15 protein-coding genes are annotated in these 14,060 nt (G+C 39.3%); 4 read left to right on the top strand and 11 right to left on the bottom strand.

The annotated features are described in order from the left end of the window. Positions 1 to 18 precede the first annotated feature (18 nt). From myaer_RS14385 to myaer_RS14370, 4 genes are read left to right on the top strand one after another with little or no spacing between them, the layout of a single operon-like run. Positions 19 to 1,200, top strand: coding sequence for an FkbM family methyltransferase (locus myaer_RS14385; protein ID WP_052734185.1), 1,182 nt, complete (start codon positions 19 to 21; stop codon positions 1,198 to 1,200). 31 nt (positions 1,201 to 1,231) lie between these two features. Continuing rightward, the gene (locus tag myaer_RS14380) at positions 1,232 to 1,975 is read left to right on the top strand and encodes a class I SAM-dependent methyltransferase (protein WP_080949767.1); all 744 of its coding nucleotides are present in this window, start codon (positions 1,232 to 1,234) and stop codon (positions 1,973 to 1,975) included. A gap of 7 nt (positions 1,976 to 1,982) precedes the next feature. Next, the gene (locus tag myaer_RS14375; RefSeq protein WP_071846469.1) at positions 1,983 to 2,636 is read left to right on the top strand and encodes an HAD family hydrolase; all 654 of its coding nucleotides are present in this window, start codon (positions 1,983 to 1,985) and stop codon (positions 2,634 to 2,636) included. A 49-nt stretch (positions 2,637 to 2,685) separates the two neighbouring features. Then, positions 2,686 to 3,783 (top strand): N-acetylneuraminate synthase family protein, encoded by a 1,098-nt coding sequence (locus tag myaer_RS14370; RefSeq protein WP_046662594.1) that lies wholly within the window; start codon positions 2,686 to 2,688, stop codon positions 3,781 to 3,783. Between the two features lie 41 nt (positions 3,784 to 3,824). On the opposite strand, the gene myaer_RS14365 is transcribed toward myaer_RS14370, so the two are convergent. From myaer_RS14365 to rfbH, 11 genes are all read right to left on the bottom strand, one after another. After that, a complete protein-coding gene (locus myaer_RS14365) occupies positions 3,825 to 5,030 on the bottom strand; it encodes a class I SAM-dependent methyltransferase (protein WP_046662593.1) in 1,206 nt (401 codons plus the stop codon). 10 nt (positions 5,031 to 5,040) lie between these two features. Then, the gene (locus tag myaer_RS14360) at positions 5,041 to 6,081 is read right to left on the bottom strand and encodes an NAD-dependent epimerase/dehydratase family protein (protein WP_046662592.1); all 1,041 of its coding nucleotides are present in this window, start codon (positions 6,079 to 6,081) and stop codon (positions 5,041 to 5,043) included. 61 nt (positions 6,082 to 6,142) lie between these two features. After that, positions 6,143 to 6,889 (bottom strand): Uma2 family endonuclease, encoded by a 747-nt coding sequence (locus myaer_RS14355; RefSeq protein WP_046662591.1) that lies wholly within the window; start codon positions 6,887 to 6,889, stop codon positions 6,143 to 6,145. 34 nt (positions 6,890 to 6,923) lie between these two features. After that, positions 6,924 to 7,691, bottom strand: a complete 768-nt coding sequence (locus myaer_RS14350; protein ID WP_046662590.1) for a Uma2 family endonuclease — start codon at positions 7,689 to 7,691, stop codon at positions 6,924 to 6,926. 116 nt (positions 7,692 to 7,807) lie between these two features. Next, positions 7,808 to 8,599 carry a DUF874 family protein gene (locus myaer_RS14345; protein WP_046662589.1) on the bottom strand — a complete coding sequence of 264 codons (792 nt, stop codon included), beginning with the start codon at positions 8,597 to 8,599 and terminating at the stop codon, positions 7,808 to 7,810. A 115-nt stretch (positions 8,600 to 8,714) separates the two neighbouring features. Further along, positions 8,715 to 9,434 carry a Uma2 family endonuclease gene (locus tag myaer_RS14340; protein ID WP_046662588.1) on the bottom strand — a complete coding sequence of 240 codons (720 nt, stop codon included), beginning with the start codon at positions 9,432 to 9,434 and terminating at the stop codon, positions 8,715 to 8,717. 136 nt (positions 9,435 to 9,570) lie between these two features. Beyond that, complete coding sequence (locus myaer_RS14335; protein ID WP_046662587.1) at positions 9,571 to 9,876, bottom strand: hypothetical protein; 306 nt, start codon at positions 9,874 to 9,876, stop codon at positions 9,571 to 9,573. Positions 9,877 to 10,333: 457 nt separating this feature from the next. Further along, on the bottom strand, positions 10,334 to 10,579 hold the full coding sequence (locus myaer_RS14330) for a hypothetical protein (protein ID WP_046662586.1): 246 nt from the start codon (positions 10,577 to 10,579) through the stop codon (positions 10,334 to 10,336). Between the two features lie 48 nt (positions 10,580 to 10,627). Beyond that, positions 10,628 to 11,575 carry a glycosyltransferase family 2 protein gene (locus tag myaer_RS14325; RefSeq protein ID WP_046662585.1) on the bottom strand — a complete coding sequence of 316 codons (948 nt, stop codon included), beginning with the start codon at positions 11,573 to 11,575 and terminating at the stop codon, positions 10,628 to 10,630. 1 nt (position 11,576) lies between these two features. Then, positions 11,577 to 12,512: an NAD-dependent epimerase/dehydratase family protein gene (locus myaer_RS14320; protein ID WP_046662584.1), complete on the bottom strand. Its 936-nt coding sequence runs from the start codon at positions 12,510 to 12,512 to the stop codon at positions 11,577 to 11,579. 180 nt (positions 12,513 to 12,692) lie between these two features. Then, entirely contained in the window at positions 12,693 to 14,033 is a 1,341-nt protein-coding gene (gene rfbH, locus myaer_RS14315; protein ID WP_046662583.1) for a lipopolysaccharide biosynthesis protein RfbH, read from the bottom strand. Positions 14,034 to 14,060: the final 27 nt, after the last annotated feature.

Raw genomic sequence — 14,060 nt, 5'->3', positions numbered from 1 at the left:
TTAGATACTTAACAGCCTATGACTTCCGACTTATTAGTTGATCTTAAAAACCTTCTAGCAAAGCCGATTGATGCCGTCATCAATTATGAAACCTCTGTTTTTGGCGGGTTGTTAGAAAAATCTCAAGGACAAGTTGTTTTATTTGGCTCTGGCAACTTAGGAAGAAAGTGTCTTAAAGGTTTACGGAAGATTGGCATAGAACCAGTGGCTTTTGCTGATAATAATGCGGCTATCTGGAATACAAAACTTGAGGGAGTTGAGGTTCTTTCCCCTGAAATTGCTGCTCTTAATTATGGTCAAAATGCTTTATTCCTTATTACCGTATTTAATCGAGAGAATAGCCTGACTTTGATTCAGGAGCAATTACATCAATTAGGGTGTCAAAATGTTGCCCTGTGTGCCGTCTTTTTTTGGTGCCATCCACAAGAATTTTTGCCTCATTTTTATCTTGATTTACCTCACAAAATTTATGAACAAACGGGGGATGTTATCGCAGCTTTTGATCTTTGGCAAGATACAGAATCTAAGCGGGAATATTTGAAGCAGATTAAGTGGCGAATTTTACTAGAGTCTGATGGTTTATTTTCGTCTCAGGAAATACAATATTTCCCGACTTTCTTAAGGCCTCTTTTAAAAAAGGAAGTTTTTGTAGATTGTGGCACTTTTGATGGTGATACCCTGAAGACATTTATTGATCTTCAGGGAGATTCAATTGAGAAAATAATTTGTTTTGAACCCGATCCAATTAATGTAACAAACTTAAAAGCATATCTTTCTAATTTAGATCATCAGCTTCAAGCCAAGGTGATAATTTACCAAAATGCTACAGGTAAAGAACGAGAAAAACTGAGATTTTTAGCGGCTGGTTCAGAAGGATCGGCAATTTCCAGTCAAGGAAACTTAGAAGTAGATGTAGTTCCCCTTGATGAAACTATTGCTGATGAAGCACCAACATTTATCAAGATGGATATTGAAGGTGCAGAAATAGATACTATTCTGGGAGCAAGTAACATAATCGAGAAATATACTCCTATCTTGGCTATTTCAACTTATCATCTACAGGATCATTTATGGAGACTTCCCTTATTGGTAAATAGTATATGCAGTGATTACTCTTATTTTCTTATACCTCATGGTGAGAATGGTCTAGAGTCAGTTTTTTATGCTATTCCCAATTCTCGCTTTACCAGCGAAGCCTAATTGCCGTTAATTTGAGGAGAAACTCAATTCAATGTCGTCTAACTCTGTAGAGATGCCTGATCCCGTTTCTGAAATGCTCATCCCCACCCTAAACTTGATGGGGTTTATGACTGCTTGGATAGATCCTTATACCGAAGCTTTTGTCAAGTTTGCTCCCTTGGCTCCCAAAGCTTGTCTTGATATCGGGGCAGCTTACGGGATCGCAAGTTTAGCGGCTTTAGCAACAGGCGCGGAAGTGATTGCCTGTGATCCAGATCGGCGGCATCTAGAAATTTGTCTTCAAAAAACACCTTCTCACCAAAAAAATCGTCTTAGATTGTTACAAGGCTCTTTACCCGATCAGATTAATCTGGAGGAGGAAAGTTTGGGAGCCATCCTTTGCTCAAGAGTCCTACACTTTTTAACCGGGACGGAAATTGAGGAATCAGTCCGTAATATGTCCCGTTGGCTTTGTTCTGGGGGTCGAGTTTATTTGATTGCCGATACTCCCTATAATAGATTTTTAAAATCATTTTTACCTATCTATGAAGAAAGAAAGCATCGGGGCGATCTTTGGCCGGGACAAATTGATAACTTCCCCCAATTTATGCCCACAGAACTGGCTCCCAATTTGCCCAACTTTTTTCATACTCTAGATCCAGATATATTAGCGCGTGTCTGTACCCAGATGGGTCTTATAGTTGAGAGAAGAGGGTTCATTTCCCGTATCGATTACTTACCTGATGCTCAAGATGATGGTCGGGAGGGAGTTGGGATTATTGCCTATAAACCTTAAAACTGATATGAAAATCCAAAACATATTTTTTGATCTAGATGGTACACTCATTAATTCGTCAAGGGGAATTAAATATTCTCTAACAAAGGCGTTGTCATCTGTACTTCCAGACTTTGCTCTAGATCAGATTTCTACAAGCTTAATTGGCCCCCCTGTGGCCGAAATGTTCAAACAGATGATCGGCAATGCTGATCCAGATCTGATTGATGATTTAACGCGGGAGTTTCGCAAAAGCTACGATAGTGAAGGTTGGGAAAAAACTGATATCTATGAAGGAGTTGTAGAAACTCTTTGCCAATTGTCCGACTTTAATATTACAATGTTTATTGTTACTAACAAGCCTAGCCACCCAACCTTTAAGATTTTAGATCATCTCCAGATGCTACATTTTTTTGCCGATGTTATATCTCCAGATACGGGAACTCATCCCTATTCCTCTAAATCGGCAATTTGTCAACATATCTTGACAAAGTATCAAATCGATCAACAATCTGCTATCTTGGTTGGAGATTCTCGTGATGATGCTCAGGCAGCCAAATCCTGTGGACTTAGTTTCATTGCCGCCACCTATGGCTATGGAAAAGTACACGAATCTGAAACTTCCGAGCAGTTATGTAAAATTTATAGTTTTCCCGAATTGATAGGTCTAATAAAGCATTAGCTTTTCATGCAAGGGAATAATAGAGTCTAATTTTAAGGAGGATTATCCAATGTCTATTAACCGCGATATTTTTGACGAACTCTTTGTTTTAGAACTTGCTAATAATCATTGGGGTAGTTTAGAGAGAGGATTAAAAATCATCACTGACTTCTCTAGAATTGTTAGGTTTAATAATGTCAGAGCATCGATCAAGCTTCAATTCAGAGATGTGGACAATTTCATTCATCGAGATTTTCGGGACAGGACTGATATTCGCTATATCAAAAAAACTCTCGATACAAAAATGACAGAAGATGATTACGCAACTCTAGTGAAAGCAGTACGTCAAGGTGGATGTATTCCGATGGCGACTCCTTTTGATGAAAAGTCTGTTAATCTTTGTGTTGAACTGGGCATCCCCATTATTAAAATCGCTAGTTCAGATCTCAACGACTGGTTTTTAATTGAGAAAATCGCCGAAACTCGCAAACCGGTAATTGTGTCAACGGGAGGTTCTTCCCTCAAGGATATAGATGATTTAGTCATCTTCTTTGAAAATCGTAATGTTCCTTTGGCTATTAACCATTGTGTTTCTCTCTACCCTTCCGAAGATTCTGAGCTAGAGATGAATCAAATTGATTATTTAAAAAATCGCTACCCCAATCATGTCATTGGTTTTTCAACCCATGAATATACTGATTGGACATCCTCAATGCTGATAGCCTACGCTAAGGGGGCGAGAACTTTTGAAAGACATATCGATATTGAGATGGATGGAGTCCCTGTCTCTCCTTATTGTTCCTTACCCGAACAGGTCGATATTTGGTTTAAAGCTTTTCAAAAAGCTAAAGAAATGTGTGGCGCGCCTGGTACTCAAAAAAGAATGCCCCCTGAAAGAGAAATTAAGTATCTTGATGCGCTGGTTCGAGGGGTTTATGCTAAAAGAGATTTGCCAGAAGGTTACATTCTCAACCATGACCGCATCAATGAAGATTTATATTTAGCGGTTCCCCTCCAGAAAGGACAGATTTCTTGCCGGGAGTTAATGTCAGGAGAAATATTAACTAGAGCTTGCAACAAGGATGAACCCATTATGATTGACTCCATTGATAGCCCTTATTCAACTAATGATAGTCTCAGAAAGATTATCTATCAACGGGGTCTTTAATTTTGAGAAAAAGGTGAACTAATTGCTAAGTTCGCCTTTGCTCATCTCAATAAAATAACTGGGTTAGGCAGCTGCATTTTTTGGATAGCATTGTAAATAGCTTCTTGAGATAAAATTGAGGTTACAATAATCGGCTGTCTCATCTCTCTCAATTGAATTTCATGAGGTGATAGCACCGTAATCCCTGAAATAACACTACCTTGATTAATGGGATTTCCATCAACAAAAGCAACTATATTGGCTTTTGCCAGTGAAGTTTCGGCCAGTAGTTTCATGGCTAATTGTCCCGTTCCCCAAACAATCACATCGGCAGCATCCTCTAACACTGACTGTAATTTAATATCTATATCAGTCATTATTTTTTTTGAGCTTTCAATATAAAGCAGGATTCTTTGTTTGAGCATTTTGTCCTGAGCAATTACCAATTCCGATGAATTAGACTCTTGCTTCTGCCAAAAGCTATAAATGGCTGGATAAGACATCCCCGGAGAGACATCAAAAACTTTTTCTCCGATTAACTTATTGGTCAATCCAAATTGAATTAATAAATTTGACAAATGGGGATGATAAAAATGATTAATATGTTCAGTATTAAAATCTTGAAAAGGGGCAAAAACATGATCAACATATCCCGAGGCATTGGGAACTTCTACATATAGATATCCCCCTACTTTTATTAATTGTTCTATTAATTTTACAGAAAATTTCAGATCCTGTATATGCTCTAACACATGAGAAAGAATGACAAGATCAAAATCTCCTAAATCTTGAGGCGGCGTAAAAATAGAACCAGCATAAGCTTCTATTCCGTAAAGCTGTTTTGTATTCTCAACACAAGCAGGAGATGGATCTAAACCACATAAATTGTTATATCCTAGTTTTTTAAGATAGCCTAATAAACCACCATTGGCACAGCCAATATCTAAAATGCGAACGCTCTTATCGGGTAAAAATTCAGCAATACATTCAGCCGTTTTTTGAAGTCGTGCGGCATCATAGGGAGATTCCCCTCCTCCCGTAGCGGTTTTTTTGTCCTCGTATTTGGATAATTTGGCGTAAAAAACATCATAATCTTTCTGACTTACTGTTGTATCAGCATAGACGAAACCACAGCGATCACAACATAGTATATCATATCCATTTGAGAGGGGATGACCTTCAGGTAAAACAAAATTTTGTGTGTGAAGAATCTCCCCATTTTCTTCTTGACAAATTGGACAATTCCGCAGGGATTTTTTCTGATTCATGGTGTAAATCCTAAAATTTCGATGAATTATAACTAGCCGTTCGGATAATTGATTCCCTTAAGGGAATCAAGGGTTTAAGTTGTAACTCAGAAAAGGCTCGTTTTACTGAAGGAACGTAACGTTCAGCAGGTTTACCGGGGATAGGTTCTTTAGCTATAATTACCTCGACTTTTGATGCAAATGTAGTGGCAACAACTTTTGCTAATTCAGCGATAGTTAAATCCTCATCTGAACCGACATTGTAAGGGTAGCATGATTTTCCCTTAAACAAAATTGTCCACAGCCAAATCGCCAAATCCGCCGCATAGAGGTAAGAACGATAAGGAGTACCATCCCCCTGGATGAGAATCGGCCCCCCCGTCATACCATCTCGAATGAAATTACCAATAGCAAAATGGGTATCCAGGGGCAAATAGGGACCGACAAAGGCAAAGCAACGAGCAATTTTCGTTTCTAATCCCTGTTGTTTAGCATAAAGAGTACAGAGCATTTCCGCGGCTCGTTTTCCTTCTGCATAAGCATAACCCGGATTAGTTAAATCAGGAGAGCCTAAATAGTCTTCAGAAACATGGGTGATTTCTGATGGCTGCTTGCCATAAACGGCACCGGAACTGGTTAATAAGAACTTTTTAGCCTGACAAAATTTAGCAAATTCTAAAGTATGTCGTGTTCCCTCAATAATCGTATCAAACATTAGTAAGGGATCTTCTTGATTGAGCTTGGCACTCGCTTCAGTGGCACCATGAATAATATAAGAAAACTCCCCTTCAGGAAACTGAAATGACCTAACATCACCGCTATGGAATTGAATAGCGGGATGATTGGCTAAATGAGGAGCTTTTTGCCTGAAACTATCAGGATTTCTGGTTAAAACCACTGCCGATGCTTTTAAGTCTAGCTGATCATTGGCCCAGATAAAACTTTCCAGAAGCCAACAGCCAAAAAAGCCTGTACCTCCGGTAATAAATATCCGTTGTCCCCGCAATTCCTCCCACAGGGTTTTAGTATGGGCAAGAATGTGATTTAAGTCATTTGTTAGGTTAGGTTGCATCTTCAGCCCCGAATCATTACCAAGATTCCTTCCATGATTTTATCAGCATTTGACAAGTCTCCTACAAGGTTTCTGGTTCAACGCCTAATTCTCTTAATTTTTCAGCTAATTTTTGCCGTAACATTCGCTCCTGTTCGAGTTGATATTCAGTTTGTGCGACTCGTTCACTCCCCCATAATAACAGATTGCCCGACTTATCCCACCAGCGCAACCAATTAGTAGTAAATTCAGCTTTGGTTCCTTGCCAGACTCCCAAAAATAAGTTAATCTCTGCTATCCAATAACGATTGTTTTCATCAGGTTTTTGTTGTTCATACCTTCCTTGATTTAATCGATAAATTTCTAATTCTCCCGTTTTTGGCTGAAATATTCCATAGACAGGTACTTGTAAGATTTGCTCGTAAAAATACCATTTTCCATAGGGATAGTGAGGATTGATGGAATACTCACCCCCTTCGGTTTCCGAGATAAACTCTAGGACGATGGTAGGAATTTCTCCTTCGAGGTGGGGAGTGTAACTGCGCCGAATTTCTCCACTAGCAATGGGTTTTACTGAGGGAATATAAACCCAATCAGGTGCTTTGACAACAGTTTGAGTTTTAACGGTAGCACACAAGCCAAAATTAGAGGCAATTAGCATCGATTCTAGAATTAGTCCTGCTAATTCTAACGATTCTCGTAAAGCTGCTGCTAATAGGGGTTGCAAGTTGTTGTCCACAGGTTCGTCAGGTAGAATGAAATCTTCTGGCAGTTTTTCCCAGGTAATAGTTGGTAAGGGGTTTGACTGAAGTAGTTGCATGGCTGTCATAAGTAATTTCACTAATTCAAATATCTAAAATGGGCTATAGATTTTCAGGATTGACTCCCAACTCTTTTAACTTTTGCACCAAACGTTGGCGAGAAATTCGTTCTTGCTCAAGTTCTAACTCAGCTTGTTCGGCTCGTTGACGCTCTTGCTCCACTAACTCACTCCCCCACAATAACAGATTGCCCGACTTATCCCACCAACGTAACCAATAGGCTGTTACTTCCGCTTTTTTTCCCTGCCAGACTCCCAAAAATAAGTTAATCTCTGCTATCCAATAACGATTGTTTTCATTAGTTTTTTGTTGTTCATATCTTCCTTGATTCAATCGATAAATTTCTAATTCTCCGGTTTTTGGCTGAAATATTCCATAGACAGGTACTTGTAAGATTTGCTCGTAAAAATACCATTTTCCATAGGGATAGTGAGGGTTGATGGAATATTCACCCCCTTCGGTTTCCGAGATAAACTCTAGGACGATGGTAGGAATTTCTCCTTGGAGGTGGGGAGTGTAACTGCGCCGAATTTCTCCACTAGCAATGGGTTTTACTGAGGGAATATAAACCCAATCAGGTGCTTTGACAACAGTTTGAGTTTTAACGGTAGCACACAAGCCAAAATTAGAGGCAATTAGCATCGATTCTAGAATTAGTCCTGCTAATTCTAACGATTCTCGTAAAGCTGCTGCTAATAGGGGTTGCAAGTTGTTGTCCACAGGTTCGTCAGGTAGAATAAAATCATCTGGCAGTTTTTCCCAGGTGATTATCGTTGATTTTTTGAACAAATTAATTGTAGATGGTGTCATTGTCGTAAACAGTCCTTCCTAATATTTAATAAGCTCTCATAAACTGCCCGCAACTAAGTAGGTGCATTAAATTAATTATAAAATAGACATCTAGGTGGACAATGCCTGCAATTATCTCATACACTATCATCAACTTCAACTCCCAGCGATCGCAATTGTGCCGCCAAGCGTTCGGCCCGTTGCTTTTCTTGCTCGGCCTTCAGTTTTTCTTGCGCGGCTCGTTGCTTTTCTTGCTCTGCCCGTTGCTTTTCTTGCTCTACTAACTCACTCCCCCATAATAACAGATTGCCCGACTTATCCCACCAGCGCAACCAATTAGTAGTAAATTCAGCTTTGGTTCCTTGCCAGACTCCCAAAAATAAGTTAATCTCTGCTATCCAATAACGATTGTTTTCATCAGGTTTTTGTTGTTCATACCTTCCTTGATTCAATCGATAAATTTCTAATTCTCCTGTTTTTGGCTGAAATATTCCATAGACAGGTACTTGTAAGATTTGCTCGTAAAAATACCATTTTCCATAGGGATAGTGAGGATTGATGGAATACTCACCCCCTTCGGTTTCCGAGATAAACTCTAGGACGATGGTAGGAATTTCTCCTTGGAGATGGGGAGTATAACTGCGCCGAATTTCTCCACTAGCAATCGGTTTTACTGAGGGAATATAAACCCAATCAGGTGCTTTGACAACAGTTTGAGTTTTAACGGTAGCACACAAGCCAAAATTAGAGGCAATTAGCATCGATTCTAGAATTAGTCCTGCTAATTCTAACGATTCTCGTAAAGCTGCTGCTAATAGGGGTTGCAAGTTGTTGTCCACAGGTTCGTCAGGTAGAATAAAATCATCTGGCAGTTTTTCCCAGGTGATTATCGTTGATTTTTTGAACAAATTAATTGTAGATGGTGTCATTGTCGTAAACAGTCCTTCCTATATTTAATAAGCTCTCATAAACTGTCCACGACTAAGTAGGTGCATTAAATTAATTATCAAATAGACCTGTAGGTGGACAATGCCTGCAATTATTTCATACACTATCATCAACTTCAACTCCTAGCGCTCTTAATTTTGCTGCCAAGCGTTCAGCCCGTTGCTTTTCCTGCTCGGCCAACTCCTCTATGGTGGGGAGCAATTGCCCCTCTGCTGTTGCCCAACGTAGCCAAGTAATCGGCTCTTGTTCATCCCCATAAATTCCCTGCCACCGCACTAACACTAGCCCTAATATTTCGCTGCTGAACCTGCCTTGAGCATCTGGGTTTAAAGATTTATAAACACCCCCTTCTAAGCGATGTCCCGCTAAATCTTCTGGGTCAAAGGGATCATACCAAAAGTATTCTGTCACCCGCAAACGATTCTGATAGATGAGTTTTTTCTCTTCTTTATCTTTTTGCGCTGTACTTTCAGAGAGCAACTCAATCACCACATCAGGGGCTTTCTCTTCTTCCCAGACGACCCAGCTTTTCCTTTCTTTTCGAGGCACGTCCACAACTACAAATACATCGGGCCCGCGATAATCCTCGTTACGCACTTGATTAGGGCTAAAGTAAACAAACATATTGCCTCCGACAAACGCTTCTCGTCCCTGAGTTTTTAACCATTGGGAGAGAGGTCTAACTAATAACTGCATTTGCAGTCCGTGTCGCTGGGTTTCCATGGGAATACCATCATCAGAAGGTAGCTCATCTTGGGTCGGTGGTAGCTTGATCCCTTGTGGGTTAGCTGCAATTAGGAGGGTTTCTTCAGCCATTGGATTAGTTGGGGTGAACAACTGGTGCTACTTTCCTATCATAAACTATCATCAATGTCAACCCCTAGCGCTCTCAATTGTCAGTATTAGTCATATTTTGTCTATTGTCTCTCACAATTGGGCAATCAGGTTAAACTTATTCTCGAACTGACCTATCAAGGCTTTGTTTGGGTATATCTCTTGTTGTCTTACTTAATCCTTCCTTAATAATCAAAAACCCAAATATTAACATTAACAATGGATTAATAATAACTCCTATGCTAAGTCCGATATCGGTCATGGCTGGAATAATAAAGTAATTTTTGGGAATGAGCAAAAGACCAAACAGGATCAGATAGGCTAAATCAAACTTACTTGACTTTGGTTCATTAATAAAAAAAGCCAAAGGAATAAAAAGATTGAGCAGTCGATAATCTCCTGATGTGGGGGGGATAACATTCATCACAAAAACTAAAAGAGCTAGTTTTTTCCAGAAAAGTTTCTCCTTAGTCAGAATGTATAAACTTACCAATCCTACTATTATTAACGATAGTACAGAATAGGGTCTCAAAAGTAGTGAAACCCAATCAAAAAGGTTCTTCCGAACTTACACTGTAGAAAATTCCTCAAGCTCCCTCTCTGCCCAGCAATGCTCTAAAGTTGATAAATATCAATCTAACAAAAACTCAAAGCCTTAGTATACAAACTTTACAAGCACGAATTGTTGATAGTTTTACATGACAGGTTCGGTAGAGCCAAAAATACTCAAAAATACTAATAGTGCTAAATCTCTGCTCTTAAATATAGTAAACGGGAAGAAAAATAACTCCCCCAATGGATAATATGGCATAGAACGAGTTAGTTAGGACGCTTTCAATTTTCAAACTCTTATCGGTCAAGGGTTTCAGCGATTGATTGTCCTAACCACCCCGCTCTTTGCTATATATACCAAAAATATAAACATCACTTCTGTAGGGATTAAGTTCTTTGATAAATTTAACCATGTTCCAAAAGTCATTAAACTTATCGTTAGGTGTAAATAAAAAAGTATTAAGAGGATGTTGATTGCCTAAATAAGCTCCCATCCTGTAGTGATAAAAAACGGCGATGGCAAAGCCTATAACTATAATTGTGCTAATAAATCTGATTTTAGTATGGCGTTCCATGTTAATAAATTCTCATTTCGGTACGAAATTGTCTAAAAATACTGTTCACTATTTAATATCAAAGTTGACTCGCGCTCTCTCTACCACTAGAGGTCTTTTTAAGCTTCGTCTATTTATCAAACCAATATATTCTCCTAAAATACCTATAAAAAATAACTGTACAGAAGAAAAAAGAAACAATCCGATAATGATCGCTGCTATTCCTATGGGGAAAAGGTTCCAAAACAGAAGCTTCAAAATCAAAGTCACCAGACCGACCAGAAAACTCACTAGAGATAGAGCGAACCCGATCATTGTCGCCAATCTTAGCGGAAAATTAGAATAGGTAGTGATGCCCAGCATTGCCAGATCGTACATTCGATAAAAATTGAAACTACTCTTACCTCGTTTTCTGACTTGCTGATGATATTCGATTTTAGTGCTCTTAAAACCGACTTCTGAAATAAGACCCTTTAAGTAGGGATAAGGATCATCGATCAAACGCAATGCTTCTATCACTTTGTGATCATATAAACCGAAGCCCGTAAAATTAGCAGTTAAGTCAATCTCTTCTGATAGAGTCCTAACTAAAAAATAATAAAATTTTCTTATACCATAGACCAAAGAATTCTCTTGACTCGAGCTTTTAATTCCTTTAACAACTTGATAGCCTTCCTCCCATTTTTCTAAAAAATCGACGATTAGTTCGGGAGGATCTTGACAATCGGCGAAGACTAAAATAACCGCATCTCCAGTTCCTTGTAAGAGGCCGTAATAGGTAGAACGAACAAAGCCAAAATTCCTAGCGTTAATGATAATTTTGACTCTAGAGTCGCTTTGAGAGATTTTCTCTAATATACTGACTGTTTTATCTTGAGAGTCATTATCAATAAAAATATGTTCGTATTCATACTTTCCTAATCTTGCAAAAATATCTTTGACCTCAGTATATGAAAACTCAACATTATCTTGTTCATTGTAGCAGGGAGTAACAACACTAATTAATTTTTTACTCATCTTAAATTTCCTCAATTTTATTTATGTTTAAATGGTCTTTATACCATTCAATTGTATTTTTTAATCCCGTCGTTAAATTATATTTTTGTGTCCAATCAGTCTTTCTCCTAAGCAACTCATTATTAGCACAAATAAACATGGGATCATTGGGACGGTAAGGTAAAGCACCCAGATGAATTAAATCAGGTTTACCTAATAAATTACCAAGTTCAAGTGCTATTTGTCCAACGGTTACAGGTTGACCAGAACCAACATTAACTACACCTGAAACGTTGCTCTTCGCAACTGCCCAAATTGCCGATGCTATATCCTCAACATGAAGGAAATCCAGAACTTGTTCACCTTTAGTTGTTTTTACCACTTCATCCCGCAGCAGTGAACAAATAACCGACGGAATTAACCGTCGCTCATCCTCCATTGGACCATACTGATAAAACAAACGAACCCATGTTAACTCTACTTCGGCGCTCTGGGCTAGTTGTTGTAAAATAGTGAATAGTGCCACCTTGGTCGCTGCATATAAGGTGATGGGTTTTGTCGGACTTGATTCAGAAAAATATCCTAGATTGAAATCATACTCAAAACAAGTCCCTATACCCACAAACCGCTTACAACCTACTTCAGCTAGTTGAGAGAATAAATTAAGACTTGCCTGAAATGAATTCAAGTTTTCCCGAGAATTTAGTTGTTTTCCTGACCCAACATACCAAGCTAAGTGAATACACAATTCAGGCTTGATTTTCTGTAAATAAGCATTCACTGTTTCAAATGCTACTAAGTCAGATTGCCATAAATGTAGTGATGGAAGAATATCTTGAATTCGCCATTGTTCGCCGTTTTCTCGCACAAGTGCGTGTACCTCACACCCTTCGGCTATTAAAAGCCTTGCTACATGGGAACCAACAAAACCACTGGCACCAGTAATCAATACTTTCATATTTTGAGTCTTCTCGACTTTCTATAATCAGTGCTTATAATTCCTAGAAGTCTTGCCTAGCAAGACTTTGAACATTATACTTTTGGAAAATCATCCCTATTCTTCTTCCTTCCACACAGAAACGAGAAGAGCCGCCATATTTTCCTTAACCTGAACTTTTGTCCCAAAAGTTCGGTAATTTTATTGGCCATGACAAAATTCTCTGATGGTCGTTGCTACATAGGTTAACATTTCCTCGGTTAATCCGGGATAAATGCCCAGCCAAAAAACACTACTCATGATTTTATCGGCATTACTTAAATCCCCAATAACTCGATAATTTAACCCCTTATAAAGAGGTTGTCGCAGTAAATTTCCCCCAAATAATAGCCTTGTGCCGATGCGTTTTTCCTCCAAATGCTTAACCAAATCATTGCGGCTAAAAGGAGCATTTTCCTTAACAAAAATCGGAAACCCGAACCAACTCGGTTCAGAATCCGGGCTGGCTTCAGGCAGAATTAAAACATCTTGAAGCTCCTGTAACTTTTGATGCAAAAAGTCGAAATTTTCCCGACGCTTTTTGATAAATCCGGGCAATTTATCCAGTTGCGCTACCCCGACGGCGGCTTGCATATCGGTCATCTTCAGGTTATAACCCACATGAGAATAGGTGTACTTATGGTCATAACCAAAGGGTAAATCTCCTAACTGCCAACCAAAGCGCTTATTACAGGTATTATCTACACCCGGAGGACACCAACAATCTCTCCCCCAGTCACGGAATGACTCGACAATCTTTTTCAAGCGGGTATCGCTGGTTAAAACCGCTCCCCCTTCTCCCATAGTCATGTGATGAGCAGGATAAAAGCTAACCGTTGCTAAATGCCCAAAGGTGCCAGTTTTTTGCCCTTTATAGAGACTTCCCACCGCGTCACAGTTATCCTCGACTACCCAGAGGTCATGTTTTTCGGCAAAAGCCATCACCGCTTCTAAATTAAACGGATTTCCCAAGGTATGAGCGATCATAATCGCTTTAGTCTTCTCTGACAAGGCCGATTCCAGTTGATCAATATCAAGGTCATAACCGGGTAATTTAACGTCTAAAAAGACCGGAATTAGCTGATTTTGAAAGATGGGATTAACTGTAGTCGGGAAACCTGCGGCGACGGTAATGACTTCATCCCCCGGTTTAAGTTGTTTTTCCCCCAGTTTAGGGGAAGTTAAGGCACTTAAGGCCACTAAATTGGCCGAAGAGCCGGAATTGACTAATAAACAATGTTTTACCCCCATCCACTGGGCAAAACGTTCCTCAAATTCTGCCGCATATCTGCCCGTCGTTAACCAAAAATCTAGGGAAGAATCCACTAATTTGACTAATTCTTGCTCATCAAATACCTTACCCGATGCCGGAATATAGGTCTGCCCCGCCACAAAAGCCCGGGGGTGAAATTTGTGCTTATAATATTCTTGTACGGCTTGAAAGACTTGCTCTCGCAGTTCTGCTTCAGTATTGGTATTGAGGGGAGAAATAGATTGAGTCATGGTTAATTTCCTTTCAGGGGAGAAATT

The organism is Microcystis aeruginosa NIES-2549, assembly GCF_000981785.2.
GTDB lineage: Bacteria > Cyanobacteriota > Cyanobacteriia > Cyanobacteriales > Microcystaceae > Microcystis > Microcystis aeruginosa_C.
The sequence above is the reverse complement of the archived record's forward strand: the minus strand, read 5'-3'. Positions and strand labels throughout refer to the sequence as shown.

Coding starts and splice junctions, on each gene's coding strand:
- myaer_RS14330 (WP_046662586.1), bottom strand. CDS start 10,579: ATGGAACGCCATACTAAAATCAGATTTATTAGCACAATTATAGTTATA.
- myaer_RS14360 (WP_046662592.1), bottom strand. CDS start 6,081: ATGCAACCTAACCTAACAAATGACTTAAATCACATTCTTGCCCATACT.
- myaer_RS14365 (WP_046662593.1), bottom strand. CDS start 5,030: ATGAATCAGAAAAAATCCCTGCGGAATTGTCCAATTTGTCAAGAAGAA.
- rfbH (WP_046662583.1), bottom strand. CDS start 14,033: ATGACTCAATCTATTTCTCCCCTCAATACCAATACTGAAGCAGAACTG.
- myaer_RS14370 (WP_046662594.1), top strand. CDS start 2,686: ATGTCTATTAACCGCGATATTTTTGACGAACTCTTTGTTTTAGAACTT.
- myaer_RS14335 (WP_046662587.1), bottom strand. CDS start 9,876: ATGAATGTTATCCCCCCCACATCAGGAGATTATCGACTGCTCAATCTT.
- myaer_RS14340 (WP_046662588.1), bottom strand. CDS start 9,434: ATGGCTGAAGAAACCCTCCTAATTGCAGCTAACCCACAAGGGATCAAG.
- myaer_RS14325 (WP_046662585.1), bottom strand. CDS start 11,575: ATGAGTAAAAAATTAATTAGTGTTGTTACTCCCTGCTACAATGAACAA.
- myaer_RS14345 (WP_046662589.1), bottom strand. CDS start 8,599: ATGACACCATCTACAATTAATTTGTTCAAAAAATCAACGATAATCACC.
- myaer_RS14375 (WP_071846469.1), top strand. CDS start 1,983: ATGAAAATCCAAAACATATTTTTTGATCTAGATGGTACACTCATTAAT.
- myaer_RS14355 (WP_046662591.1), bottom strand. CDS start 6,889: ATGACAGCCATGCAACTACTTCAGTCAAACCCCTTACCAACTATTACC.
- myaer_RS14320 (WP_046662584.1), bottom strand. CDS start 12,512: ATGAAAGTATTGATTACTGGTGCCAGTGGTTTTGTTGGTTCCCATGTA.
- myaer_RS14385 (WP_052734185.1), top strand. CDS start 19: ATGACTTCCGACTTATTAGTTGATCTTAAAAACCTTCTAGCAAAGCCG.
- myaer_RS14380 (WP_080949767.1), top strand. CDS start 1,232: ATGTCGTCTAACTCTGTAGAGATGCCTGATCCCGTTTCTGAAATGCTC.
- myaer_RS14350 (WP_046662590.1), bottom strand. CDS start 7,691: ATGACACCATCTACAATTAATTTGTTCAAAAAATCAACGATAATCACC.